At 66.7% G+C, this 25,904-nt stretch carries 17 protein-coding genes; 13 read left to right on the top strand and 4 right to left on the bottom strand.

Annotation, left to right across the window (positions count from 1 at the left end):
- Positions 1-177 precede the first annotated feature (177 nt).
- The 4 genes from ACU0DV_RS02270 (at position 178) to ACU0DV_RS02255 (ending at position 3,866) form a co-directional block, all read left to right on the top strand.
- Entirely contained in the window at positions 178-1,128 is a 951-nt protein-coding gene (locus ACU0DV_RS02270; RefSeq protein WP_446241418.1) for a homocysteine S-methyltransferase family protein, read from the top strand.
- Between the two features lie 73 nt (positions 1,129-1,201).
- On the top strand, positions 1,202-1,462 hold the full coding sequence (locus ACU0DV_RS02265; protein WP_446241419.1) for a hypothetical protein: 261 nt from the start codon (positions 1,202-1,204) through the stop codon (positions 1,460-1,462).
- Positions 1,463-1,506: 44 nt separating this feature from the next.
- Positions 1,507-3,210 carry a tetratricopeptide repeat protein gene (locus tag ACU0DV_RS02260; protein WP_446241420.1) on the top strand — a complete coding sequence of 568 codons (1,704 nt, stop codon included), beginning with the start codon at positions 1,507-1,509 and terminating at the stop codon, positions 3,208-3,210.
- A 476-nt stretch (positions 3,211-3,686) separates the two neighbouring features.
- Positions 3,687-3,866 carry a hypothetical protein gene (locus ACU0DV_RS02255; RefSeq protein ID WP_446241421.1) on the top strand — a complete coding sequence of 60 codons (180 nt, stop codon included), beginning with the start codon at positions 3,687-3,689 and terminating at the stop codon, positions 3,864-3,866.
- Between the two features lie 154 nt (positions 3,867-4,020).
- Here ACU0DV_RS02255 and kynU read toward each other — a convergent pair whose 3' ends face one another.
- Both kynU and ACU0DV_RS02245 read right to left on the bottom strand, forming a co-directional pair.
- Positions 4,021-5,211, bottom strand: coding sequence for a kynureninase (kynU, locus tag ACU0DV_RS02250; RefSeq protein ID WP_446241422.1), 1,191 nt, complete (start codon positions 5,209-5,211; stop codon positions 4,021-4,023).
- A gap of 105 nt (positions 5,212-5,316) precedes the next feature.
- Positions 5,317-6,066 (bottom strand): SDR family NAD(P)-dependent oxidoreductase, encoded by a 750-nt coding sequence (locus ACU0DV_RS02245; RefSeq protein WP_446241423.1) that lies wholly within the window; start codon positions 6,064-6,066, stop codon positions 5,317-5,319.
- Positions 6,067-6,213: 147 nt separating this feature from the next.
- Between ACU0DV_RS02245 and ACU0DV_RS02240 the strand changes: the two genes are divergently transcribed.
- From ACU0DV_RS02240 to ACU0DV_RS02215, 6 genes are all read left to right on the top strand, one after another.
- Positions 6,214-7,161 (top strand): MBL fold metallo-hydrolase, encoded by a 948-nt coding sequence (locus ACU0DV_RS02240; protein ID WP_446241424.1) that lies wholly within the window; start codon positions 6,214-6,216, stop codon positions 7,159-7,161.
- Between the two features lie 260 nt (positions 7,162-7,421).
- A complete protein-coding gene (locus tag ACU0DV_RS02235; protein WP_446241442.1) occupies positions 7,422-7,853 on the top strand; it encodes a methyltransferase family protein in 432 nt (143 codons plus the stop codon).
- A gap of 599 nt (positions 7,854-8,452) precedes the next feature.
- Positions 8,453-10,024: a Re/Si-specific NAD(P)(+) transhydrogenase subunit alpha gene (locus tag ACU0DV_RS02230; protein ID WP_100930102.1), complete on the top strand. Its 1,572-nt coding sequence runs from the start codon at positions 8,453-8,455 to the stop codon at positions 10,022-10,024.
- A gap of 15 nt (positions 10,025-10,039) precedes the next feature.
- Complete coding sequence (locus tag ACU0DV_RS02225; protein WP_100930103.1) at positions 10,040-11,485, top strand: NAD(P)(+) transhydrogenase (Re/Si-specific) subunit beta; 1,446 nt, start codon at positions 10,040-10,042, stop codon at positions 11,483-11,485.
- Between the two features lie 178 nt (positions 11,486-11,663).
- Positions 11,664-12,038 (top strand): hypothetical protein, encoded by a 375-nt coding sequence (locus tag ACU0DV_RS02220; protein WP_157815037.1) that lies wholly within the window; start codon positions 11,664-11,666, stop codon positions 12,036-12,038.
- A 151-nt stretch (positions 12,039-12,189) separates the two neighbouring features.
- Positions 12,190-12,795 carry a biotin transporter BioY gene (locus ACU0DV_RS02215; RefSeq protein ID WP_446241425.1) on the top strand — a complete coding sequence of 202 codons (606 nt, stop codon included), beginning with the start codon at positions 12,190-12,192 and terminating at the stop codon, positions 12,793-12,795.
- Between the two features lie 203 nt (positions 12,796-12,998).
- On the opposite strand, the gene ACU0DV_RS02210 is transcribed toward ACU0DV_RS02215, so the two are convergent.
- Positions 12,999-14,210, bottom strand: a complete 1,212-nt coding sequence (locus ACU0DV_RS02210; protein WP_446241426.1) for a bifunctional alpha/beta hydrolase/OsmC family protein — start codon at positions 14,208-14,210, stop codon at positions 12,999-13,001.
- A gap of 98 nt (positions 14,211-14,308) precedes the next feature.
- On the opposite strand from ACU0DV_RS02210, the gene ACU0DV_RS02205 reads away from it, so the two are divergent.
- Together ACU0DV_RS02205 and ACU0DV_RS02200 are read left to right on the top strand one after the other, a co-directional pair.
- The gene (locus ACU0DV_RS02205; RefSeq protein WP_446241427.1) at positions 14,309-14,515 is read left to right on the top strand and encodes a hypothetical protein; all 207 of its coding nucleotides are present in this window, start codon (positions 14,309-14,311) and stop codon (positions 14,513-14,515) included.
- On the top strand, positions 14,508-15,077 hold the full coding sequence (locus tag ACU0DV_RS02200) for an NUDIX hydrolase (RefSeq protein WP_446241428.1): 570 nt from the start codon (positions 14,508-14,510) through the stop codon (positions 15,075-15,077). The genes ACU0DV_RS02205 and ACU0DV_RS02200 overlap by 8 nt, the downstream gene beginning before the upstream one ends.
- 44 nt (positions 15,078-15,121) lie before the next feature.
- Here the strand turns inward: ACU0DV_RS02200 and ACU0DV_RS02195 are convergent, their stop codons facing one another.
- On the bottom strand, positions 15,122-24,784 hold the full coding sequence (locus ACU0DV_RS02195) for a VCBS domain-containing protein (protein ID WP_446241429.1): 9,663 nt from the start codon (positions 24,782-24,784) through the stop codon (positions 15,122-15,124).
- A 354-nt stretch (positions 24,785-25,138) separates the two neighbouring features.
- Here ACU0DV_RS02195 and ACU0DV_RS02190 point away from each other — a divergent pair, with 354 nt between their 5' ends.
- The gene (locus ACU0DV_RS02190) at positions 25,139-25,699 is read left to right on the top strand and encodes a helix-turn-helix domain-containing protein (protein ID WP_446241430.1); all 561 of its coding nucleotides are present in this window, start codon (positions 25,139-25,141) and stop codon (positions 25,697-25,699) included.
- The last annotated feature ends 205 nt before the right edge of the window (positions 25,700-25,904 follow it).

Below are 25,904 nucleotides of genomic sequence, written 5' to 3'. Positions count from 1 at the left end.
AATGCCTTTCCTCAAGAACTTGTCTTCCTCCGACACGCGGCGAAGGCGGAGCGTCCCGTCACCCATGCCGGGAACGCTTTCACGTCAGATCCGCGCGGCTTTCAGACTGCCTCGGATCGACCCCCACGAGGCAGTCTCCGGGCTCCCTTTCAACAAACCTTACCCATGGTGATCGCAATGACCTCATACCGCAATAATTTGCCGCAAGCCGGCGGCACTCTCCTTCTGACCGATTCCGGTCTCGAAACCACGCTGATCTTCCACGAAGGGCTCGATCTGCCAGCTTTTGCAGCCTATCCGCTCATGGAAAGCGCAGCAGGGCGCGAGGTGTTGACGCGGTACTACCGCAGGCACCTGACCATCGCGTCCGATCACGCGACGGGTTTCCTCCTCGAGGCGCCGACCTGGCGTGCCAGCCGTGACTGGGGCGCGCAGCTTGGCCATTCCGCCGAGGATCTCGCCCGGATCAATCGCGCCTCCATCGGCTTCCTGTCCGATCTGCGGGCCAATGCGGGCAGTGTCCGGCCGGTCGTGATCTCCGGCAACATCGGGCCGCGCGGCGACGGCTATGTGGCCGACACCGCCATGAATGCCGCCGAGGCCGAGGCCTACCATGCCGAGCAGATCTGCTGGTTTGCCGAAACCGACGCCGACATGGTGACCGCCGTGACCCTGTCCACCGTGGCCGAGGGCGTGGGCGTGATCCGCGCTGCCGTGAAGGCCGGGATGCCCGTGGTCGTCGCCTACACGGTCGAAACCGACGGCAGGCTGCCGGACGGAACGCCGCTTGGGGAGGCATTCGAGCAGACCGATGCCCAGACCGGCGGGGCCGCCGCCTACTTCATGGTGAACTGCGCCCATCCGGACCATTTCCGGGGTGCCCTCGAAGCAGGCTCGGGCTGGCTGAACCGCATCGGCGGCATCCGTGCCAATGCCTCGCGCCTCAGCCATGCCGAACTCGACGAGGCGGAGGAGCTGGACGACGGCAACCCGGCCGAATTCGGGCGCGACTATGCCCGCCTGCGCCGCCTGCTGCCGAAACTCGCCGTGATGGGCGGGTGCTGCGGCACCGATCATCGTCATGTCGAGGCTGTCGCAGACTGCTGCGTCGCCCCGTACGCGGCCTGAACCAGCGCCGTCCGGCACCGCCGGGCGGCCCCATCCCAACTGTGACGAACACGCATATTAACGGAGTTTTCCCATGCAAGCCCTTTTCTGGACCTTCGGTCTGCCCCAGCCCCGGTCTTCCGTCCTGCCCCCGGTGTTTCCCGGGGCCACAGCGGAACCGGACCTGCCGTTCCGCTACCGCGGTGCCGCCTATCGCCGGTCGGACCTGCCGGTCGAGCGTCCGGTCCGGCCCGTGCGCCTGATCTACCGCGGCGTCGTCCACCGCCCTGTGCGGCGCATGCATGTCGCGGCGCCGGTCCCCGGATCGCGCATCTATCGCGGCGTCGCCCACTGACCCTCGAATTGAACCGCATCACTTTGCCACGAAAGGAAAATCCCATGATCCTGCGACTGACCTCTGCCGCATTTCTGATGGCGTCCACCGCCCTGACGCACGGCGCCTTCGCCCACGAAAACGACCGAAAGACCGAGCTCTACAAGCCCGGTGTCGAACACGCCACCGGCGAGATGCCCGTCGCCGATGCCGCATCCATCAGCGCCTTCGCGGGGTTCGGCGATTTCGGCTTCGACCCCGAAACCGACATGCCCGAAGCGCGCGCCCATTTCGAACAGGGCATGGGGCTTCTGTGGGGCTTCAACCATGCCGCCGCCGGGCTGGCCTTCCGCGCGGCACAGCAGGCCGACCCGGACTGTTCGGCCTGCTACTGGGCCGAAGCCTATGCCCTGGGTCCGAACCTGAATGACGGGATGCATCCCGAAAACGCACCGCGCGCGGTCGAGGCTGCGCAAATGGCGCGCGCCACCGCCGCGAACGACCGCGACCGGATGCTGGCCGAGGCCGTGACCCTGCGCTACGCCGTCGAAGGCGGCACGCAGTCTGACCGCGACAGCGCCTTTGCCGATGCGATGGCCGATGTCGCCGCCCGTTTCCCGGACGATGCCAATGTGCAGGTGATCCGCGCCGACGCGCTGATGAACCTGCAGCCCTGGGATTACTGGGAGGAAGACGGCATCACGCCCAAGGGCAACGGGGCCGAGATCCTGGCCGCACTGGAACGCGCGATCGAGATCGACCCCGCCCATCCCGCGGCGCTGCATCTCTATATCCACGCCGTCGAAGCATCGGCAGACCCTGCACAGGGCGAGATCGCGGCGGACCTCCTGCGGGGGAGCGTGCCGATGGCCGGGCACCTCGTCCACATGCCCGCGCATATCTACAACCGTATCGGCCGCTACTCGGATTCGATCGAGGTGAACAAGGCCGCCATCGCCGCCGACGAAGCCTACCTTGCCGCGGCCGGCAACAGGGCCAGTGCGCTCTACCGCTATGGCTACTACCCGCACAACATCCACTTCCTGCTGGTGGGTGCACAGATGGCCGGCCTGAAGGACGAGGCGCTTGCAGCCGCGGCGAAACTGGCCGGTGTAACTTCCGCCGAGGTTAGCGGAGATCTGGCCTGGGTGCAGGCCATCGACACGGCGCCTTTTACGGCGCACGCACAGTTCAGCGACCCGAACAGGATCCTGGCCCTGCCGGATCCGGGGGAAACCTTCCCCTTCGTGAAGGGCCACTGGCACTATGCCCGCGGCACGGCCTTCGCGCTCAAGGGCGATCTCGACGCCGCCATCGCCGAACAGCAGGCAATCGAACGCATCATCGCCGATGCCGATCTGTCCGGGCTGGAAGCGCAATACCTGCCCGCGCGCGATGTCCTCGGGATCGCGAAGCACATCGTCGAGGCGCGAATCGCACAGGCGAAAGGCGATCATCGCTCAGCCGCGCATCACCTCGAAGAGGCCATCGCGCTGGAAGGCACCATCGCCTACATGGAGCCGCCCTACTGGTACTACCCGGTGCGGCAGACCCTGGGCGCCGTCCTTCTGGAGGCCGGGGATCTTCATGGGGCGAGGACGGCATTCGAGGGCACACTGGAGACGCATCCCAACAATGCGTGGGCGCTCTGGGGCCTGTGGCAGGTCGAAAAGGCCGAACAGGCGGATGCCTCCGTCATCGAACGGGCCGCGCGCGCCTTCCGCAACGCCTGGCTTGGTGGCGAGGACCCCGAACTGAGCAGGCTCTGACACGGGGCCGGGAGGGCGTCCGCCGCTGCGCGGTCGCCCTTCGCATGTCCGAAGTCATGGTCGGCGAACAGGAGGCGCACGAAATGATCCATTCCCGCGCCGCAGGAGACTGTGGCGAGCGTTTGCGCCGCAACCGCGTTCGCCGGTCCTGGTTGCCCCGTGCCGTGATCGGGCTCGGGGCGCTTGTCAGTGTCCTGTCCATGATCGCATCCGACCATCGTTCGCCTGCCTCGGGGGCGGAGTGCAATATGCAGGGTACCGCCCGGTGCAATTTCGACGACAGCACACCGCGTGTGAAGCCTGCCGCGTCGCGCAATGCCGGTCATCCGCCTTTGGGTTCGGTACTGGTGACATTCACGCACTCCAAAAGCGCCGCTGGCCACGTTCGGTACGGAGCGTCGCCGGGGCCGCCATCGGCGCGGCCACTGTGCGGGTGGCCGTCTTCGAGCCCATGATCGCCGCCAGCGCACTGGGCCTTGGCGCTGATGCGCATTGCCGTCCAGATCATTGGCGCGGCTTGTCTCGTCTGGCTCGGCCAGTTTGCAGCCGCCTTCGCGGCGACCCGCCTGCACTGGCACAAGCGCGCCTTCGGCGGAATGATCCTGTTCGGCATCCCGATACTGTTCACTGACCGAGCGTCGTCCGGCACCGCCTGACTTCTGGAGTGGAAGTGGTACGAGCTTTGGGCCCGGTGAAGGTGCGGCCACCGGGTGACCGGGTGGAGAGGTCGCGCGCAGGGGGGGCGCTGCCCCCGTCCGCGCCTTGCGCGGACTCCCCCGGAGTATTTGGAAAGCAAAGAAGCCGGGGGTGTCAGGTGACGGCCTTGCGTGCCTTGAACTCCGGCCGGTCCCACGTGCCGGTGGCGAGGATCCTCGCCAGCGTGTCGGCGGCGTGGTCGATGTCGGCCTCGTCGATGTAGAGCGGGGTGATGCCGAAGCGCAGGATGTCGGGGGCGCGGAAGTCGCCGATCACGCCTTCGGCGATCAGCGCCTGCATCACCGCGTAGCCTTCGGGATGGCGGAAGGAGACCTGCGAGCCGCGGTCTTCGGGTGCGCGCGGCGTGGCGAGGGCGAGGTCTGTCTGCGCCTCGACCTTTGCGATGAAGCGGTCGCCCAGCTCCAGCGCGCGGGTGCGCAGGGCGGCGAGGTCCACGGTGTCCCAGATCCCGAGCGCGCTGTCGAGCGCGGCCATCTGCAGGACCGGCGGTGTGCCCACGCGCATCCGTTCGATGCCCTCTCCGGCCCGGTAGCCGAGGTCGAAGGCGAAAGGCGCCGCGTGTCCCATCCAGCCGGCCAGCGCCGGTTCCGCCCGGTCCGCGTGGCGCGGCGCCACGTAGATGAAGGCGGGCGCACCGGGGCCCGCGTTGAGGTACTTGTAGGTGCAGCCCACGGCGAAGTCCGCGTGGCAGTCCGACATATGCACCGGGAAGGCGCCCGCCGAATGCGCGAGGTCCCAGATCGTCAGCGCGCCCCTGGCGTGGGCCAGTTCGGTCAGCCGGGCCATGTCGTGTCGGCGGCCCGTGCGGTAGTCGACCTCGGTGATCAGGGTGACGGCGACCTCTTCGGTGATGTGCGCCGCAACGTCTTCGGGGGCGACGGTCCGCAGCTCGTAGCCCTCGGGCAGCAGCTTCAGGAGGCCCTCTGCCATGTAGAGGTCGGTCGGGAAGTTGCCGGTGTCTGAAAGGATCACCCGCCGCTCCGGATTCAGCTTCAGCGCGGCGGCCAGTGCCTGAAAGACCTTGATCGACAGGGTGTCGCCGATCACCGTGTGGCCCGGTTCCGCGCCGATCAGCCGTCCGATGCGGTCGCCGAGGCGGCGCGGCATCTCCATCCAGCCGCAGGCGTTCCAGGCGGAGATCAGGTGACCGCCCCATTCCTCGCGCACGGCGCGGGCCACGCGCGCCTCGGTGGCGCGGGGCAGCGGGCCGAGCGAGTTGCCGTCGAGGTAGGTCACGCCCGGGGGCAGGTCGAAGAGGGTCTTGGTCGCGGTGAAATCGGTCATCGTGTCGTCCTGTTGTGCATGGGGTCTGGCCCCGGTCACGGAAGGACGGGGCGGGTCAGGGGGCGGGCGCCCGTGTGGGCGGGTCGGGGCGGCGGTGGGTGTATTTCACACCTCACCCCCGGCGATCTGGATGGCCTGGCCGTTCACGCTGCCCGAATGCGGGCCGCAGAGGAACAGGGCGGCCTCCGCCACCTCTTCGGGTGTGACGAGCCGTCCGTGCGGGTTGACGCCGACCATCACGTCGCGTGCCTTTTCCGCGTCCATCCCGGTGCGCTCCATGATCGAGGTGACATTGCGGGTGACGATGTCGGTGTCGACATAGGCGGGGCAGAGAGCGTTGAAGGTGTAGGGCTTCGTCGCGTAGTCCGCCGCCAGTGCCCGGATCAGCCCCAGAAGCGCGTGTTTCGAGGCGCTGTAGGTGGGCGCGCCCTTCAGCCCTTTCAGCCCCGCGATGGAGGAGACGGCGATGACCCGGCCCCAGTCGGTTGTGGTCATCGACTTCAGGGATTCGCGGATCGTCAGGAAGGCGCCGTCGACGTTGATCGCCATCATCTGCCGCCAGAACGCCATGTCGGTCTTCAGGAGCGCGCGCCCTTCGGCGATCCCGGCATTCGGCACGCAGATCTGGATCGGGCCGCGCGCCTCGACGGCCGTCGCAATGCCACGGGTGACGGAGTCCTCGTCGGCGACGTCCATCGGCAGGGCAAAGATCCGGTCGGTGGCGGCCTCTTCGAGCGGGCCGGGCCGGCGGCCGGTGATGGTCACCCGTGCGCCTTCTGCGGCCAGTGCGCGGGCGATGGCGAGGCCAATTCCCGTACCGCCGCCGGTGACGAGCGCATGTTTGCCCTGCAGCATGTGTCCTCCCCTTGGTCCTGCGCGCCGGATGTGCGCCGGGTGCGTCGCACATTAACGGCGTGGCGGGCGGGGACAAGGCGCTGGGTGGCTTGGCAATGTCATTCACGTATGCGAATGTGTTCCGGGTTTCGAGGGAGGACAATTGCCATGAGAACGTTGCTTGTTGCGGGGCTGGTGCTGGCGGGGATGCCGGCGCTGGCCAACGAAGAGATTGCCGACAAGTATCCGCAATCCGAACTGTACGACGCGCCGGTCGAATTCATTCCCGGCGTCTGGACCGCGATCGGGGCCACCGCGCCGCCGACCTACGAGAACGCGGGCCACAACAACAACCTCAGTTTCGTTGTCACGGAGGAGGGAGTGGTGGTCGTGAACGGCGGCGCCTCGGTCCGGCTGGCGGCGGCGCTGCACGAGGAGATCCGCAAGGTCACGGATCTGCCGGTGAAACTGGTGATCAACGAGAACGGGCAGGGGCACGCCATGCTCGGCAATGCCTACTGGTCCGATCAGGGGGTCGACATCCTCGCCCATGCGGAGGCGATCGCGGAGGTCGAGGAGAACGGCGATTTCATCCTGCAGGGCATGCAGGGCTACAACCGCGACAAGGCGGAAGGCACGCGGGTGGTGGTGCCGAACCTGTCGTTCGAGGACGGGTACAGGTTCGAGATGGGCGGGGTGGGGTTCGAGGTCCTGCACCTCGGCCCTGCGCACGGGCCGGGCGACGCCCAGGTCTGGATCCCGGAGTGGGACATCGTCATTGCCGGGGACATCGCCTTTCACGAGCGGATGCCACCGATCTTCGCCGACACCTGCACGTCGTGCTGGATCGAGACCTTCGAAGGCCCGTTCTCCGATCTCGGCGCAGCCTACGTGATCCCGGGCCACGGCCATCCCACGAACATGGGCACGGTGACGGAGGGCACGGTCGGCTATCTGCGCGACCTGCGTGAGAAGGTCGGCGCGCATATCGACGAGGGCGGCGACCTGGCCGGCGCCTACTACGTCGATCAGGCGCGTTGGGCGCATCTCGACACCTTCGAGGAACTGGCAACGAAGAACGCCGGGCGGGTGTTCGAGGAGATGGAGTGGGAGTGACACCTTCCGCACCGCTGGGATGGCGGAGATGCCTTGGCCCGCCGGTGCCGTCGGTGCGCGTATCGCCGTCCTGAAGGGGGCCGCGCTGCTGGCGGCGGACGTTGCATTCGGTCACTGGCGTTTCCGGGCGCGCCGGTGCAGGACGGAGTACGTGTTGCATGGCGGGGGAGGGAGCGCTGCCCCCGCCTTTCCTGCGGAGAGGCAATGCGGGGTACTGGGATCAGGATGAAGGCGAGGGTTGCGTGTTGAAGTGGTTGGACATGCCGCCGGTCTGGCTGGCGGGATTCGCGGCGCTGGCGTGGTGGCAGAAGACATGGTTCCCGCGCGGGTCCTTCGGGCCCGTCTGGGCCGACCTTCTGGGCGGGTTGCTGGTGGGCGGCGGGCTGTTCCTTCTCGGGCTGGCGATCTTCGAGATGCGGCGCCATCGCACGACGGTGATCCCGCACCGCAATGCCGACCGGCTGGTGACCTCCGGCATCTTCAAGCGGTCCCGGAACCCGATCTACCTGGGCGACACGATGATCCTTGCCGGGCTGATCCTCTACTGGGATGCGGTGCTGGCGCTGCCGCTGGTGCCGGTCTTCGTCTGGGTGATCGAGCGGCGGTTCATCGTGCCGGAGGAGGCGCGGCTGCGGCAGAGGTTCACCACCGCCTTCGCACGATACGAGCGGGAGACCCGCCGCTGGGTTTGAGTTGAGTACGCCTCTGCGGGAGGCGGTTCGGCTATGGACACACGGTGAGCAAGGTTTGGCGGCCTATGGGATCGGCGGGCGGCTCTTCGGTCTGGCCTCGTCACTGAGGCCGCTGCCCAGCCTTCCTTCACGCGAGCGAGGTCAGGGCGCCCTCGGGCCTATTGTCCGGATCGGTGGTGCTTTTGAAGCCCCCGGTCGGGTGCGTGTCACGCAGAGCCGGCCCTTGGCTCGCGGCGTGCCCATCCGTGTTTGAAGCCCCCGGTCGGGTCTCGGTATTCCCCTGCGGACCGCGTTTGAATCGTCGGATGCTTCCGGACGTCGCAAGCAATTTCAACGCCCGGGCGAGCCCGGCATCGGTTCCACGCCGCGCCATAGCCAGGCTTCGGTATACATCGGTGCGCAAGTTTGTTGCTTAGGTCAGACAGGTTGCGCAATAAACGAATAGACATCTTTAACTTTCTCCCGTGCTGTGGTCTAGAAGCGCGAGATACGGTTTGGAAACATTAGGTCAGACGTGTAGACCCATCGTCAAACCGTAATGCCGGGGCCGCGACGTGCGGCATCCGGTCCGGGATTTCCTGAAGAGGGGGACAAGAGACGTGAAAATCGGGACACCAACAGAAGTCGAAGTCGGCGAGAACCGGGTGGCGATGACGCCCGACTCCGCGCGCCAGCTCCAGAAGCTGGGCTATGACTGCCTGATCGAGAGCGGCGCGGGCCAGAAGGCGGGCTTTGCCGACGCGCTGTACGAAGAGGCCGGCGTCACCGTGGTGGAGACCGCCGATGCGCTGTGGTCGCAGTCCGACATCATTGCCAAGGTGCGCATTCCCACGGCGGACGAACTCGACCGGCTGACGCCGGAGAAGACACTGATCACCTTCTTCAACCCGGGCGGCAACGCCGAGGGTCTCGAAAAGGCGAAGGAGAAGGGCGCCAACGTCATCGCGATGGAAATGGTGCCGCGCATCTCCCGTGCGCAGAAGATGGACGCGCTGTCGTCAATGGCCAACATCGCGGGCTACCGAGCGGTGATCGAGGCGGGCAACAACTTCGGCCGCTTCTTCACCGGCCAGGTGACGGCGGCGGGCAAGGTGCCCCCGGCCAAGGTGCTGGTCGTCGGCGCCGGTGTGGCCGGTCTGGCCGCCATCGGCACGTCCACCTCGCTCGGTGCAATCACCTACGCCTTCGACGTGCGCCCCGAAGTGGCCGAGCAGGTCGAATCGATGGGGGCCGAATTCGTCTACCTCGACTTCGAGGAAGAGCAGGCGGACGGCAGCGCCTCCGGCGGCTATGCCTCGGTCTCCAGCCCCGAGTTCCGCGAGGCGCAGCTTGCCAAGTTCCGCGAACTGGCGCCCGAGATGGACATCGTCATCACCACGGCGCTGATCCCCAACCGCGAGGCGCCGAAGCTGTGGCTGGCCGACATGGTCGCCGCGATGAAGCCGGGCTCGGTGATCATCGACCTCGCCGCCGAGAAGGGCGGCAACGTCGAGGGCACCGTCAAGGACGAGAAGGTCGTGACCGAGAACGGCGTGACCATCGTCGGCTACACCGACTTCCCGTCGCGCATGGCGACGCAGTCCTCGACGCTCTATGCCACCAACATCCGTCACATGATGACCGACCTGACGCCCGAGAAGGACGGCAAGGTCAACCACAACATGGACGACGACGTGATCCGCGGCGCAACCGTCGCCTACCAGGGCGAGATCACCTTCCCGCCGCCGCCGCCGAAGGTCCAGGCCATCGCCGCGCAGAAAAAGGAGAAGCCGAAGGAGCTGACCCCCGAGGAGAAGCGCGCCAAGGAAGTGGCCGCCTTCAAGGCCCAGACGAAAAGCCAGGTGACGCTGCTCGCCATAGGCGGTGCGTTGATGCTGCTCGTGGGCCTCGTGGCGCCGGCCAGCTTCCTGCAGCACTTCATCGTCTTCGTGCTGTCGGTCTTCATCGGCTTCCAGGTGATCTGGAACGTGTCGCACTCGCTGCACACGCCGCTGATGGCGGTCACCAACGCGATCTCTTCGATCATCATTCTCGGCGCGCTGATGCAGATCGGTGCGGGCAACTGGCTTGTTGTCATCCTCGCGGCCATCTCGGTCTTCTTCGCCGGTATCAACATCTTCGGCGGCTTCCTCGTGACACGGCGCATGCTCGCCATGTTCCAGAAGTCGTAAGGGGGGACATTGCACATGGACTTCGGATTCACGACAGCGGCCTACGTGGTCGCAGCCGTTCTTTTCATCCTCTCGCTGGGCGGCCTTTCGGGGCAGGAAAGCGCGAAACGCGCGGTGTGGTACGGCATCGTCGGCATGGCGCTGGCGGTCTTCGCCACGCTGATCGGACCGGGCTCGGGCCTCTGGATCCTGTCGATCATCCTGATCGCGGGCGGCGGCGTCATCGGCTACCTGCTGGCCAGCCGGGTCGAGATGACCCAGATGCCGGAACTGGTGGCGGGGATGCACGCGCTGGTCGGCCTCGCGGCCGTTTTCGTGGGCTACAACGCCGAACTCGTCATGAACACCGTCGGCGCGTTGCAGTCGGCGGGTGACGAAGCCGGGCTGGCGGCGCTGAAGGGCTTTGCCTCCACCGTGGCGCACAAGACCCAGGCCGAGATCAACATCCTCAAGATCGAGGTGTTCCTGGGCGTGTTCATCGGTGCGGTGACCTTCACCGGCTCCGTCATCGCCTACGGCAAACTGGCGGGCAAGGTGACCTCCGCGGCGCAGAAGCTGCCGGGCGGCCACATGCTGAACGCGGGCGCGGCGATCCTCTCGCTGATCCTGCTCGTCATCTACATGTCGACGGGCGGCGGCTGGACGCTGCTGGTGATGTCGCTCCTGGCGTTCTTCATCGGCTATCACCTGATCATGGGCATCGGCGGCGCCGACATGCCGGTCGTGGTCTCGATGCTCAACTCGTATTCAGGCTGGGCGGCGGCGGCCATCGGCTTCTCCCTGGGCAACGACCTGCTGATCGTGGTCGGTGCGCTTGTGGGTTCCTCCGGTGCGATCCTGTCGTACATCATGTGCAAGGCGATGAACCGGTCCTTCGTGTCGGTGATCCTCGGCGGCTTCGGCGGCGCCTCCGGTCCGGCGATGGCAGTCGAGGGCGAGCAGATCGCGATCGATGCGGACGGCGTGGCCAACGCGCTCGAAGAAGCGGACAGCGTCATCATCGTCCCGGGCTACGGCATGGCCGTTGCGCAGGCGCAGCAGAACGTGGCCGAGCTGACCCGCAAGCTGCGCGCCAAGGGCAAGGATGTGCGCTTCGCCATCCACCCGGTGGCGGGCCGTCTGCCGGGCCACATGAACGTGCTGCTGGCAGAGGCGAAGGTGCCCTACGACATCGTGCTGGAAATGGACGAGATCAACGAGGACTTCCCCTCGACCGACGTGGTCATCGTCATCGGCTCGAACGACATCGTGAACCCGGCGGCGCAGGACGATCCGAACTCGCCCATCGCCGGGATGCCGGTGCTGGAAGTCTGGAAAGCCAAGCAGGTCTTCGTGTCGAAGCGCGGCCAGGGCACCGGCTACTCCGGCATCGAGAACCCGCTGTTCTACAAGGACAACACGCGGATGTACTACGGTGACGCCAAGCATTCCGTGGGCGAACTGCTGAACCGCATCAGCTGATCCCTCAGGTGACAAGGTAAACGGAAGGGCGGCCCGATGGGGCCGCCCTTTTTCGTTGGCGTGCCGGTTGCCCGGTTTCGCGGCAGTCGGGGGTGGCGCAGGGGCAGGGGATCGAGAAGGCCGTTGCGTGCCGCCGTATTAACTGATTAAATTGGTCGGAAATAAGGGGTGCAAAGCGATGACAGCCAGACCGACCATGAACGCCGCGGCGGGGGAGCATTGGTCCCATCGGTTCCCGCAGCTTCGCGAGGCCGATCCCCGGCTGGATGTGCTCCGTGCCGTCCGGGAAATGGACGCGCGGGAAAACCACCCGTTCGAGCGCTTTCTGAGCACGGTGGAGGGCGCCTTCGCCCGCCCGCTCGACCTTTGTCCACCGGGCGACGCGGCGCGGACCTTCGACGAACGCTGGCTGCTGGCGCTGTTGCAGGCGCTGTCGGAGGTCGACCTCGGGCGGTATCAGTTCCTGCTGCGCTCCCGCCTGAAGGCCGGCGATGCGGCACGGGTGCATTTCGCGCTGACGCAGGCACAGGTCTGGCTGGACGCGCGGCTGTAGGGCATCGGCCGCGGTGCGGTCCACAAAGTTTGCATCTGCAAACCACATATTTGCATATTTTCTGCGCGTGCATCCGCGCAATATACTTGCTTGGCCGGAAGGCTTGAGGCAATACGGTCGGAATGGTTTCGACAGGATAAAGGGGGACCTCATGAACCTGACGTTTGACCGGAGCGTGCTGGCAGAAGCCTTTGGCGCGAACGAAGGACTGGCTCTGCGTGCCAAGCAGGTGGCGCTTGTCGTCGCGGGCATCGCCTTCCTTGCGGTGATGGCCAAGATCAAGGTGCCGGTGCCGGGCTCGCCGGTGGCGATGGGCATGGGCACCTTCGCCGTGCTGACGATCGGCGCCGCGTATGGCGCGCGCCTCGGCCTCGCGACGATCATGGGTTACATGATGATCGGCATGCTGGGCTTCGACATCTTCCAGAGCTCCACCGCTGACCTCAACGGCATCGAGTACATGATGGGCGGCACCGGCGGCTACCTCCTGGGCTACGTGATCGCGGTCGGCGCCATGGGCGTGCTGGCCCGTCGCGGCTGGGACCGGTCCGCGCCGAAGATGGCGGCGGCGATGTTCCTGGGCAACGTGATCCTCTACGTGCCGGGCCTGATCTGGCTTGGCATGCTCTATGGCTGGGACAAGCCGATCCTCGCGTGGGGCCTGACGCCCTTCCTGCTGGGCGACTTCATCAAGCTGGCGCTGGCCGCGCTGCTGCTGCCCGCCGCATGGAAACTGGTCGGCCGCGCGCGCGGCTGAGGAACGGGGCAGGCGGTGCATGAGCCCCGCCCTGCTTCCGGACACGAAGATAGCAAAGGCCGGGCATCGCGCCCGGCCTTTTCGTTTATGGGGATGGGGCGTTGTTTCGGACGGTGAACGGATGGAAACGGCAGGAGGGGGCTCTGCCCCCGCCTTCGGCCCCCCGAGGTATTTGCCGCCAAGATGAAGGGGCCGGGTGCACGTCAGGTGAGGCGGGTTTCGATCTGGGCGCCGGTCTCGAGGGTGCGGTGCACCGGGCAGCGGTCGGCGATTTCAAGGAGGCGGCTCCGCTGGTCCGGCGAAAGGTCTCCTTCGAGCGTGATGGCGCGGGTGAAGCGGTCGATCCGGGTGTCTGTCTGGCTTCCCGCGTCCTGCGCGTGCACCTTGTCGTGGGTCACGTCGACCGAGATCCGCGTCAGCGGCCAGCCCTTGCGCCGGGCGTACATGCGGATCGTCATCGATGTGCAGGCACCGAGGCCCGCCGACAGGAAGCCGTAGGGCGACATGCCCCGGTCTGTGCCGCCGTAGGCCTCCGGCTCGTCGGCGAGCGCGTGGTGGTGCGGGCCGTTCTGGATGTCCTGAAGGAAGCTCCTCGGGTCGGTCTCCGTCACGCGGGTGACGCCTTCGGGTGCGCCGGGCGGCGGGGCGGGCGGGGCGAGGTCGACGTAGCGCCGGGCCCATGCGGCGATCACCCCCGCGGTGTACTCGGCATCGTCGGGGTCGGAGACGAGGTGGTCGGCGTCGTCCAGCGTGACGAAGCTTTTCGGGTGTTTCGCGGCCATGAAGATGCGCGTGGCGTTTGAGATGTCGACCACCGCATCGCGCGGCGCGTGCAGCACCAGCAGCGCCTTCCTGAGGTGGCCGATGGCCGGTTCGAGGTCCTGCGCGCCCACGTCCTTGACGAAGTCCTGCCCGATGGTGAAGGGCCGCCCGCCGAGGCTCACCTGCGCGGCGCCCTGCGACTCGATCCGGTCGAGCGCGTGGGCGAAGGTTTCCGTCACATGCGCCGGGTCGAAGGGGGCGCCGATGGTCACTACCGCCTTTGCCGAGGGGATGTCGCTTGCGGCGCGCAGCACGGCCGAGCCGCCGAGCGAGTGGCCGATCAGGAGGGCGGGCGCCATGTCGCGCTCTGCCAGCCAGTCGGCGGCGCAGCTGAGGTCGGAAACGTTGGAGCAGAAGGTGGTGTTGGCGAACTCGCCCTGACTGTGGCCGAGGCCTGTGAAGTCGAAGCGCAGCACGGCGATCCCCATGGCCGCCAGCCGCTGCGAGATGCGCCGCGCGGCATGGATGTCCTTGCCGCAGGTGAAGCAATGGGCGAAGAGGGCGGTGGCCAAGTGCGGACCGTCGGGCCTGTCCAGACGGGCGGCAAGCCGGTGGCCGGAATGGCCGGGGAAGGTGACGCGGTCGCTGGGCATGATCGTTCCTGACTCCTGGTGCCGACAGGATGTGGCCGGACGCAGGGGAGACGCAACCGGGGTGACAGGTGCGTCACGGCAAGGTGAGAGACGTTGCAATGTGGGTGAAGTTGCTGGCGGCGGTGGCGGGTCTGGTGACGGCCGCGGGATGGATGGCGCCGGGCGCCTTTCCCGCGGGCGTGCGCGTTGCGGCGACGGTTGTCTTTGCGCTGGCGGCGATCTGGTCGTCCTGGCCGGCCCGCCTGCGCTGGCCGCTGGCGGCGGTGGCCATGGCGCTCCTGCTGTCGGAGGTGACGGGTGGCTGAGGGGCCGGGCCTCTTCACGCCGCGCGACGCGCGGGACCGACGGGAGTGGGCGCGGCTGCTGGCCTTCTGCGCCCGGCACGGCAGGGCGGCCTTCTCGCGCGATCCGCTGATCGGCGGGCATGTCACCGGAAGCGCCGTGCTGCTCTCTCCGGACGGGGGCGAGATGCTGCTGACCCATCACCGCAAGCTCGACCGCTGGCTGCAGCTGGGCGGCCATTGCGACGGCGAGGCAGACGTGGCGCAGGTGGCACTGCGCGAGGCGCGGGAGGAAAGCGGGCTGGCGGGGATCACCCTGCTCTCGCCCGAGGTCTTCGACATCGACATCCACGAGATCCCCGCCAACACGCGTGAGCCCGCGCATCTGCATTACGACCTGCGCTACCTGATGCGGGCCGGGAGCCGCGGCTTTGCCGTCTCGCACGAAAGCCGGGCGCTGGCTTGGGTGCCCTTGGCAGAGGTCGGGCGCTACACCCGCGCGCCTAGCGTGCTGCGCCTCAGGGACCGGGTGCTGGCCGACCGTGGCGCAGAGGCCGCGCATCGGATCGGGCGCGACACGGGGTAGGGCGGGGCTGTGCGCCGCCGCCCCCCTCGGGCCAAGCGCGCCCGTCAGATGAAGACGAACTCCGGTTCGAGGAAGTCCGCTACGGATGCGTTCTCCACCGTCAGGACGCCGCCCGTGTAGGTGATGGATACGTTGCCCGTGCCGGTGTCCGCGATGGTCAGGTCGCCGAAGGCCAGCCCGTCGAAGACGATCTCGTCCTCAGTTGCATCGTAGTCGAGGATCCGGTCCAGCCCGTCGCCCGCCCGGAAGACAAAGCTGTCGCCGTCCGCGCCGCCACCCAGCCGGTCGTCGCCGGTGCCGCCGATCACGGTGTCGGACCCGGCCCCGGTCAGGATCAGGTCGTCGCCCGCCTCTCCATCGATGGAATCCCCGGCAAGGCTGCCCATCAGCAGGTCGTTCCCGCTCGTCCCGGTCTCGGTCACGGCCGTATCGCCGAGGCCGATCAGCTCGTAGGAGTTCAGCGTAACCTGGTCGAAGGTCGTGCCGGTGTCGCCGTCCAGATCGAAGATCGCTGTCACCGCGAACTCGTTCTGCGCGCCCAGCAGGTCCTCGATCCCTGCGAGGTCCGCCAGCGCGAGGTCGATCTCCAGCGTGCCTGCGACGACCGCCGGGTTCGTCTCGTCCGCGATGGTGCCGAGGTCGGTGCCGTCCGCCTCCAGCGTCACGTCGAGCGCGATCAGCGTCGCCGGGAACAGCCCCGCGCCGGTCAGTGCGGCGCTGAGGGCGCCGAAGCTGGTGACCGGGGTGGCCTGGCCGTCGCTGTCGGTCTGGCTGAGCAGCGCGAGGTTCAGGTTGCTGCCGATGCCGAAGGACTGCACATCGACCGCGTAGGGCAGGGAGAACTGCGGCTGGGGCGTGTAGGTCCCGGCCGGCGTGCCCGAGGAGGAGATGGTCGTCGTGAAGCTGTCGTTCAGCAGGTTGGCGAGCGGCTGCGCCCATTGCTGGGTGGGTCCCGGGTTGCCGTCGGTGATGAACAGCATCAGGTTCAGCGCATCCGGGCCATCCACCACGTATTGCGAGTCGAAGTAGTATTCGGTCTGCTGGAAGGCGGCGTCCCACGGCGTGAACCCGGCGGTGTAAGTCATCTGGGCGATGTCGGCCTGCAAGCCGGCAAGCGTCGTCAGGTCGAGGTCCACGGACGGGGCGGCCCGCCGCGGCGCTGTCAGGATCTGCGGCAGGGTGGCCGGGTTGCCGTCGACGAACTGGAGGCGCAGGTTGTTCTGCGATGTCGCGCCGCTGTAGCTGAACACCTCCACGTCGATGTCGATGCCCGTGCCGTCGAACCGCGTCGCGATGTCCTCGAGTGCGTTCGAAACGGCGTCGAGCTGCTGTAGCCAGGCGGAGGCGCCGAGGCTGCCCGACGCGTCCATGGCGAACACCAGGTTCACGCTGGGCGCGTCGTAGGACGTCAGGTCGATGGAGATCGCCCCTGCCGGGTTCCCGTCCACTGGTGCTGCGTTCAGGTCCAGCGTCACCTCCTGTCCGCTGTCAGACACGAAGGTCTCGTTGGCGACCTCGATCCGCAGCTCGGCGGTGTCGGTTCGCCCGGTCGAATCCGTGACCGTGGCGGTGAAGGTCTCCACTCCGGTAAACCCGGGGTTGGGGATGAAGTTGAACCCGCCGCTCGGAGAGATGTTGAGCGTGCCGTTCGGCAGGGCAAAGCTGCCCGCCGTCCATGTCAGCGTGTCGCCAAGGTCCGGATCGACCGCGACCAGCGCGCCGGGCGGGGGCGTGTAGGGCGAGAGGCCGTCGTTGATCGGAACCTCGATGACCTGGTTTTCGGCGCGCGGCCCATCCTCGACCGGCAGGATCCGGTAGGTGCCGGAGGCGGTCGTGGACGCGGCGCTGCCGTTGGACGTCTCGGTCGCCGTCGCCATGGCGGTCAGGGTGAAGCTGCCGTTCCAGTCGGCGGGCGGCGTCATCTCGAGCGTCGAGAGGTCCAGACCCTCGGCGTTCTCGATCACCCAGTCGCTGCCCGAGGCCGCGCCGAGGCTGAAGGTCGCGCCCGCCGGGAAACCGGAGAGCGTGATCGTCAGCGTCTCGGACCCGTCCGTGTCGGTCAGCGCTGCGGCCAGGTTCACCGGCACCGGCCGGTCCTCGGTCGTATAGCCTTCGGGCAGGGACGTGAGGGTCGAGAAGATCTCTCCCGCGCCAATCTCCGTGCTCCAGACGTTGACCAGATCCCCGTTGTCGAGCAGCGCCATCTGCCCACCGCCGCCGAACGGGTACGAATACTGGTTGCCGGTGGTGATGTTGTTGACGCGGGTTTCGATGCCAAAGGGGCTGCCGTCCGCATTGTAGCGCTGCTCGAAGATACCGTAGCCGGAGCCGTCCTCAAGAAAGGACGACCAACTGATCGCAAAGCCGCCGTCGGGCAGTCCGACCACGGTGGGCGAGGACTGGGCACTGAAACTATATGTGTTGACCTGGAATTCACCGCCGACGCGCGCGCCGGTCAGATCGTATCGCTGCGCGTGCAGGCTGTTGCCACTTCCGTCCTGGCCGAAACTCTGCCAGGCGACGACATAGCCGCCGTCCGCCAGCGCGGCGACGACCGGAAGCTCCTGGTTGCCGTTGGTGTAGGTGTTCGCGACGAACTCCGGGCCGACCGGTGCGGCACTGGCGTCGAACATCCGGCCCACGATGGCCAGGCCATTGCCGTCCTGCAAGTCGGAGGCCCAGACCGCCACGAAGCCGCCGCCGGGCAGGGCCGTGACGTGGCTGCTTTGCTGGGCGGTGGGGTTCGTCACGTTGACGAGGAACGGGCTGCCCAACAGGTTTCCGTTGGATGCAAGGACCTGCCCCATGATCGCCGAACTGCCCGCATCGCCGCCAGCGCTCTGCGTGTAGGTCACCACGATGCGCCCGTCGTCCAGGACGGCTGTGTCGGGGTGGACCAGACCGGACCCGCCGAATGTCTGCGTGTTGGTCTGGCTCCCGCCGGTATCGTACAGAGACACGGATATGTCGCTGCCGCCGGCTCCGGCGCTGGCATGCGCTATGGCGAACCCTCCGCCGGGCAGGCCGTTTACCACCGGGTACGGGATCGCCGGCAGGCCAGAGGCAACCGTCAGGGCCTGACCCTGCGGTGTGCCATCGTCCGAGAACATCCGGGCCAGCACGTTGTACGTGCCGTTTTCATTTGAATGCCAGACGACGACGTAGCCGCCGCCATCCAGTGCTGCAACCGTCTCTGCCGTGTCGCCATCGGTCGCGGCGGTGGACACCTGCTGGTCGACCCCACTACCTGCAAAGCCGTAGGTCGCCGCCCCCGGCGGTGCCAGAGAGACGGTCGGCGCGTCGGCCACCGCCTCGATGGTGATGATCTCCGTCCCGACCTCGTAGGCGCCAAGGCTGTCGGTCGCCCGGTAGTCGAAGCTGTCGATCCCGGACCAGTCCGCGTCCGGGATGTAGGTGAAGCTCCCGTCGATGTTCATCGTGACGCTGCCATGTGACGGCCCGGTTTCGACGGTATGGATCGGTGCCGCCACAGAATCCGGGTCTGACGACAGCACGGAATCGATGACCATGCCATCCTCCGTCCCGACCTGGAGGGTATCCGGCGCGAAAGGCGCGTCATTAGACCCGGTGATGGTGATGGTCAGCGTCCCGGTGTCGGCCGCGAACAGACCGTCATTCACCACGTACTGGAAGGTTTCCGTTACGACCTCGCCCTCGGCCAGCGCGCGGGTCGACGGGTTGAGGTCGTCCAGCGTGTAGGTCCAGTCGCCGTTCGCGCCGATCACGACCGACCCGTAAAGCCCCGCCACCGGCGCGCCGACGTTGGCGTTGTCCGCTTCCACCGAAAGCACGATCAACACGTCCGACGTATCCGGATCGGTGTCGTTGGCCAGCACATTGCCGCTGGCAGAGGGATCGCCCGCCGTGGCAAAGCCCGCCTCCACCACGGGATTGCCGCCGTTGTCGTCGGCCACGGCCACCGGCGCATCGTTCCTGCCCCGCACGTCCACGGTGATCTCTGCCGTGTCGGTGCCGCCGTTTGCGTCCGTCACCGTGTAGGTGATGCCGGTGCTCACGAACTCCCCGTGAGCGAGGGCGTTGAATTCGCCATTGGTGTCAAAGCTGTAGGCGCCGTCGTTCCGCACGGTGAAGACGCCGCCGTTGGTCCCGGCAATGGTCATCGTCTGGCCGGGCGCGCCGAACGGATCGGGCAGCGCCTCCGAGTCTATGCCGTTGGTGATCGAGGACGCCCGAAGCGCGTCGCCCTCCGGGTCGGTGTCGTTGGCAAGCGCCAGCGAGACCTGCCCGAAGATGTCCGCCTGGGCGAAGCCGTGGACGTCATCCTCGTCGACCTGCAGGCTGTCGTCGGATGCCACCGGCGGCGCGTTGTCGCCGGACCCGGTGATGGTGATCGTCAGGGTGGAGCTTGCCTCCGCCCCCGTGCTGTCCACCACGGAATAGCCGAAGACCTCCGTCGCGATCTCGCCCTGCGCCAGCGCCTCCGTATCCGGGTCGGCGTCGTCCAGCGTGTAGGTCCAGTTGCCCGCCGCATCGACCAGCAGGCTGCCGTAGGTGCCCGCGACCGCCGTGCCGATGTTCGCCGCCGATCCGTTCACCGCAGAAAGCGTCAGCGTGTCGTTGGCGTCCGGGTCGCTGTCGTTGATGAGCAGCTTGCCCACGGCGCTCGGGTCGCCCGGATCGAGGGTTCCGGCCTCCGTCACGAGGTCGCTGCCGTTGCCGTCCGCCACCAGCACCGGCCCGTCATTCGTGCCCGTGATGGTGAAGGTGACGATGTCGGACGCCAGCGCTGCCCCGAAATCGTTCGCCACGATCCGGACCGAGAAGGTGATCGTCTCGCCCGCGCCGAGGAAGTCGAGGTCGAGCGAGTTGTTGTAGCTCCACGGCAGCACCGTCCCGGCCGTCACCGGCCCCGGTACGCCGAGCGTGAAGCCGGTCTGGATCTGCACCTCCTGCGCGGCGGTCAACGTACCGTGCGACCAGACGGGCACATCCACCAACTGGGTGTAGACCTCCAGCACGTCGTTCACGTCGAGGTCGGCGATCTCCACCGTGCCGGACAGCCCGATGACCTGCGCGGAGGCATCCGCCTCCTCTGTGATTGCGCTGGCCGGGGTCGCCGTCACCACCGGCGCGTCATTGGTGCCCAAGATGCTGAAGAAGATGACATCTGTGCCGGTCTGCGTGCCGTCATGCGCCGCGACCATATAGGACAGGCCGATGGTCTCGTTCCGACCGAGGAAATCGAGGTCGAGCGTGGCGTCGTAGGTCCAGCCGATTGTGCCGGGCGCATTGGCCCCTGTTACGCCAGTGGAGAACCCTGCCGCCAGCGCGGTTTCCTGCGCGGCGGTCAGTGTCCCGCCGGACCACACGGGCGCCCCGTTGATCGAATAGGTCAGATCGATCGTGTCGCCCAGGTCGATGTCATCGAAACTCAGCGTGCCGCTCTGTGACAGGACCTGCGCCGTGGCATCCGCGTCCTCCACGAAGGGCAGGGCGGGCTCGATGACGACGGTCGGCCGGTTGTTGCGGCCTTCGATGGTGATCGCGATGTCGTGGCTCGCCTCTGCACCGTGCACGTCGGTCGCCGTGACCGTGTAGGTCAGCACAAGGCTTTCGCCCAGCGACAGCCCGGCGAAATTCGTGGTGCCGCTGTCGAAGGTCCATCCACGCCGCGCGAGGCTTTCGACGCCGCTCAGCACGTTTGGCGTGTCCAGCGTGAGCATCCCGAGGAGGTCAGCGGACGGAATCCCCGCCAGCACCGCCGTCGCGCCGGAGGCGCTGAACCCGGTCACCGCAGCCGTCACGGTGTCGCTGATGTCCACGTCCGAGAAGGTGAGAGAAGAGGATACGGTCAGCGGCACGCCGGTCTCTGCCAGCGTTTCGGCATCGGTATCGGGCGTGGTCAGTGTGATCCGGGGTGCATCGTTGGCGCCTTCGACGGTGATCGTCACCACCTCCGTATCGACGCCGCCATTGCCGTCATCCACCGTGTAGGTGAAGGTATCGGTCGCCTGCTGGCCAATCGCCAGATGCTCGAAAGCGCCATTGGCGGAATAGGTGAACGTGCCGTCCAGGTTGTTGGTCACAAGGCCAAGCGTGCCTGTGGTGTCCACGCCGAATGTATGGCTGTCGAGCGCGTCCACATCCGTGAAGGCCGCATTAATAACAATCCTATCTTTCGGGTGGATGATTTGTGCGTCGAATTTGACCTCGGAGATAAGGAGATCGTCATTTCTGGAAATTCGATAGTCAATTCCTAAGATCTGGGCTTCAAAATTCAGGATCCGTTCGTCGACCAAAGAGTGATTCAACAATGATATTTTGATTTCCTCAACAGTTTCATTGTCGGGCGAAAAAAGTAGCGTCTCGAAATTACTTCCAATTGTTGCAGAGGGTGTCCCCCCATCGGTGTCAATTATGGAATAATTTGATGTTTCAATGTATGACAATTCGCCTTTACTAAAGAGAGACGCACTGACCCTCCAACTGTTGCTGTTGGGATCGACAACCACGACTACTCCGTTCCCAAACGCAAGATTAGATTCTGCAACTTGGGAGACGGTGTTGTTGGAACTGAGGTCGCGCGGTACAGAGAATGCTACGTTGTTGTCAAAGTCGAAAACAATGAACAGTCCGATATTTTGCGCGGCAATGTTTTCCAATGTCGCGCTCGGAGATTTTTCTGTAACTGCGCTCTCCTGCACGACCCCCGACAGGGCACTGGCGCTCGGCGCGTCATTGGTGCCGGTCACCGAAATCGTGATGCTGGCAGTGGTGGAGGCGCCCGCATCGTCGGTCAGCGTGACGACGAAGCTTTCGGTTTCCACCTGGCCTGCGGACAGGCTGTCCGCCGCGCCGTTGTTCAGCGCATAGGTCCACGCGCCGGTCCCCGGGTCGATGCTGAAATCGCCATAGGTCCCCGCCGTGTCGCCGGACCACGTCAGCACCGCGCCCGCATCGGGGTCGAAACCGGCGAGCGTCCCGGTGGCCACGGGCGTGCCCGGATCGACAACGATCCCGTCCGCATCGCTGCCGGCCTCCCTGACCGCGCCCGACGTGTCCTGGCCCACGGCGATCTCCGGTCCGTCGTTGCTGCCGGTGATGGTAACCGTGACAAGGCGCGTCGCACTGCCCCCGTTGTCGTCGGAGAGGATGACCTCGTAGACCTGCTGCAGCGTCTCGCCTTCGCCGAGGCTGTCGAGCGCGGCGTCATCCACCGTGAAGGTCCAGTCGAAGCTGCCCGACATCGGCCCGGCGGGCACGGAGAAGCTGCCGACATAGCCGGTCGAAACCGGCAGGGCCGTGGCCGTATGCGTATCGAAGGCATCGATATCCGTGAAGTCGATCGTGCCGGAGGCGGACAGGACATCCACGCTTTCACCCGGTGCGCCATCCGCGATCTCGGAAACCGCGCCTTCGACCACGGCGGCGGTGATCTCGGGCAAATCGTTGCGGCCGGTCACCGCCACCCTGAACACCTGCATGCCGGAGGTGTCGTTCGGCGCCCCGCTGTCATCGGTGGCAAAGACCCGGGTCTCGATCCTCAGCGTGTCGCCCGCGGACAGCCGGTCGATCCCCAGCGAGGCGGGGATGTCCAGCCGCCAGTATCCGGTCTCGTCGATGGTCACGGCCGCCTCCAGCGCCGCCATCTCTGCCGCGGTGAAGGGCGAGGGGACACCGGCGCCCGCCGCATCCTCGAAGATCACGGTGAAGGGCAGGTGGCCGATGCTGGCCGTATCGGTCGCGTCGAGGTCGGCAAAGGTGATCTGCCCCTGATCGGAAAGCCCGCCGGGCGCCAGCGGCTCAGCCAGCGCCACGTCGACCGGCGCCGAGGTGATCTGCGGCGCGTTGTTCCTGCCCGTCACCGTGAAGCTCAGGACCTGCGTCCCGGTCTCGCCCGCAAGGTCCGTCGCCGTGATCGTGTAGGACCAGGTGATCTCCTCTCCGATGGCCAGGAAACTCAGAGCAGCCTGCGCCGCGTAGTTCCACCCGATGGACCCCGGCGGCACCGCATCCGACACCCCGGTGGAGAAACCGGCCTCCAGCGCTGCCGCAATGCCGGGGTCGAGCACGCCGCCGCTCCACGCGATATCGCCGTTGGAGACGAAGGTGATGTCGACAAGGTCGCCCGCATCGCTGTCGGTGAAATCCACCGTCCCGCTGTCTGCCAGCACCTGCACGCCGGCCACCGGCGCCTCGGTGAATCCGGCAGAGGGGCTGACCGTGACCTGCGGCGCATCGTTGGTGCCCGTGACCGTCACGGTGACCGTGTTCACAGCCGTCGCCCCGTGCCGGTCGGTCGCCGTCACCTCGAAGGTCACATCCCGCGTCTCGCCCTGACCAAGGTCGGTGAAGAAGCCGGTCGGGTCGAAGGTCACCTGCGTCCCGGAGACCGTGGCCGCACCCTCCGCAGGCGGGGCGGTGATGGTGTAGATCAGCGTCGTGCCGTCGTCGTCGCTGTCGATGTCATCGCCGTAGTCGGCAAGGTCCACGCTGACCGGCCCGCCTGTCTCCTCCGCCGCCAGCGTCACCGCGTCGAGCGTCGGGGCATCGTTCTCCCCGGTGACGGTGATCTGCACCTCGCGGGCGATCAGCCCGCCGCGGCCGTCGTCGATGACAACCGTCACCACCACCACGGCATCCTCGCCCAGGGCCAGCCCTTCGTATGCGCCATCGGTGTCGAAGGTCAGTTCGTAGAGCATGCCGCTGGCGCAATCCCGCGTGTCGCCGTTCAGCAGCGCCACGTCGACCAGCCCGCCCGTGGCCGAAACGGAATCGATGGCGATCCCGTCACCGTCGAAATCCACGATCTCCATGGGGAAGGCCACCGTCCCGCTCTCGGAAACCACCTGATTGGCGACCGAGACCACCGGCGCATTGTCCCGCCCGTCGAGGTAGAGCGTGACATCCGCGAACTGCAGCGCATCGATGAACCGCAGCGTGTCGGTGCCCTCGGCGCCGATCAGGTCGGTGACGGTCAGCGACTGCCCCCAGCCGCAGGCGAACCACGACTTGTAATGCCCGTACCCATGGCCGTTGCCGTGCGTGTCGTGGCCCTTGCCCTTGTCGTTCCGGTGCCGGTCGCCGCCGTCCAGATGGCTGCCCGTCAGGCAGATGTCGAAGTCGAGGATGGAGCCGTCGTAGACCGCCGTGTCGAACCCGATGCTGCCCTCGAGGGTGTCGTCGCCCGCGCCGCCCCGGAGGGTGTTCTCGCCATGCCCCACCTCGATCAGGTCGTCACCCGCACCGCCGTCGACCGAACTGTCGCCATGCCCCGTGCGCACCACGTCGTCGCCGTCGCCCGCATCGACGGTGTCGTCACCGTGCCCCGACCGGATCTCGTCATCGCCGCCGCCGGTGGATATGTCGTCGTCGCCCCAGCCGCTGCGCACCTCGTCATCGCCATCGCCGGACACAACGGTGTTGTCGCCGGTCCCCGCGCGGATGTCGTTGTCGCCGCTGCCCGCATCGATGCTGTCGTCGCCCGACCCGCCGCTGACATTGTCGTCGCCCGGCCCGGCGAGGATCGTGTCGGCGCCGCTGCTGCCCTCGATAGTATCGTCGTGATCCGAACCGATGACACTGTCGTCACCGCCCTTGGCGTTCACCTTGCGGCCGGATGTCTCCCCGGAAAGGTCGATCGTGTCGTCGGCGCGGGTGCCGTTGATGGTCTTCAAAGTGCTTGATACGGTGCCGTTTCCACGGCCCGGACGAAAATACGTCATGGTGTCCCCCATCGGAAAGAATAGCGGCAGTTTGAAAATCGAAACGGCGCAGGTGCGCGCCCAAGCTGGTACTGGAAACTCCCAATATTAACGGCCCGGTAAGCCTTCCCTGTCAAACCTTTCCGTACGTGGGCCACGGCCAGACCACCGCAAGCGTCTGAGAAGGCGGGTGTTTCGTCCCGAAGTGGAACCGGATTTCCACCACCTTTCGCGTCAATCCTGCGTTCCGACAGGCCGAATCGCGTCATGAGTGTTTCAGAATCGGAAACGGTGTCCGGACAGTTGCCACGGTTGCCTTTGTGGACGAATCCTGCCTACTCTCATATGCGGGATAGATTCCCGGGGGGGATAGGAATGAAGAGCGAACTGACAGTTCGCCTCGCTGCGCGTCTATCTGCACTTCGCGCGGCGCGCGGCTGGACACTGGACCAGCTGGCTGCTGCCAGCGGCGTCTCCCGCGCCGCGCTCTCCCGCCTCGAAAACGCCGAGGTCAGCCCTTCCGCCGACGTGCTCTACCGCCTCGCCGCCGCCCACGAGATGACGCTGTCGCGGCTGATGTCGCTCATGGAGGACGGCTTCGCCGCCCAGGTCCGCCGCGACGACCAGGCGCTGTGGCGTGATGGCGAAACAGGCCTCTCCCGCCGGTTCGTGTCCCCCGCAGCACCCGCGCTTGCGGGGGAGGTGATCGAATGCAAGATCACACCCGGCACACATTGGGTGCAGGAAGCCCCCGAGGTTCCGGGCCAGGAGCACCACCTCGTGATGCTGACCGGCTACATGCATGCGGTGGTCGACGGCGAGGCGCACTACCTCGCCCCGGGCGACACGCTGCGCTATCGCGAACACGGCGAGACACGCTTCGTCACCGCAAAAGGGCAGGGAGCGAAGTTCATGATGTGCCGGATCAGCGGCTGAGAATGGTTTCGGCTTGCTGACGCAAGCCGATCCGCGCGGGCTTCGCCCGCGGATGGGGGCTCTGCCCCCCTCTCCCTCCGGGAGACTCCCCCGAGGGTATTTGGACCAAGATGAATCAAGGCCGTCCGTCCCCTTCATCTTGGTGAAAATACCTCGGAGGGGTCCGGGGAGGCGGAGCCTCTCCGGCGGATCGCCTTGCGCCAGC

This window comes from Sagittula sp. (assembly GCF_052825245.1).
This window is presented reverse-complemented; position numbering and strand designations above follow the sequence as displayed.

Bases quoted from the DNA above. Each gene is read 5' to 3' on its own strand.
- ACU0DV_RS02270 (WP_446241418.1), top strand. From the start codon at position 178: ATGACCTCATACCGCAATAATTTGCCGCAAGCCGGCGGCACTCTCCTT.
- ACU0DV_RS02225 (WP_100930103.1), top strand. From the start codon at position 10,040: ATGGACTTCGGATTCACGACAGCGGCCTACGTGGTCGCAGCCGTTCTT.
- ACU0DV_RS02260 (WP_446241420.1), top strand. From the start codon at position 1,507: ATGATCCTGCGACTGACCTCTGCCGCATTTCTGATGGCGTCCACCGCC.
- ACU0DV_RS02210 (WP_446241426.1), bottom strand. From the start codon at position 14,210: ATGCCCAGCGACCGCGTCACCTTCCCCGGCCATTCCGGCCACCGGCTT.
- ACU0DV_RS02195 (WP_446241429.1), bottom strand. From the start codon at position 24,784: ATGACGTATTTTCGTCCGGGCCGTGGAAACGGCACCGTATCAAGCACT.
- ACU0DV_RS02215 (WP_446241425.1), top strand. From the start codon at position 12,190: ATGAACCTGACGTTTGACCGGAGCGTGCTGGCAGAAGCCTTTGGCGCG.
- ACU0DV_RS02220 (WP_157815037.1), top strand. From the start codon at position 11,664: ATGACAGCCAGACCGACCATGAACGCCGCGGCGGGGGAGCATTGGTCC.
- kynU (WP_446241422.1), bottom strand. From the start codon at position 5,211: ATGACCGATTTCACCGCGACCAAGACCCTCTTCGACCTGCCCCCGGGC.
- ACU0DV_RS02240 (WP_446241424.1), top strand. From the start codon at position 6,214: ATGAGAACGTTGCTTGTTGCGGGGCTGGTGCTGGCGGGGATGCCGGCG.
- ACU0DV_RS02235 (WP_446241442.1), top strand. From the start codon at position 7,422: ATGCCGCCGGTCTGGCTGGCGGGATTCGCGGCGCTGGCGTGGTGGCAG.
- ACU0DV_RS02265 (WP_446241419.1), top strand. From the start codon at position 1,202: ATGCAAGCCCTTTTCTGGACCTTCGGTCTGCCCCAGCCCCGGTCTTCC.
- ACU0DV_RS02245 (WP_446241423.1), bottom strand. From the start codon at position 6,066: ATGCTGCAGGGCAAACATGCGCTCGTCACCGGCGGCGGTACGGGAATT.
- ACU0DV_RS02190 (WP_446241430.1), top strand. From the start codon at position 25,139: ATGAAGAGCGAACTGACAGTTCGCCTCGCTGCGCGTCTATCTGCACTT.
- ACU0DV_RS02205 (WP_446241427.1), top strand. From the start codon at position 14,309: ATGTGGGTGAAGTTGCTGGCGGCGGTGGCGGGTCTGGTGACGGCCGCG.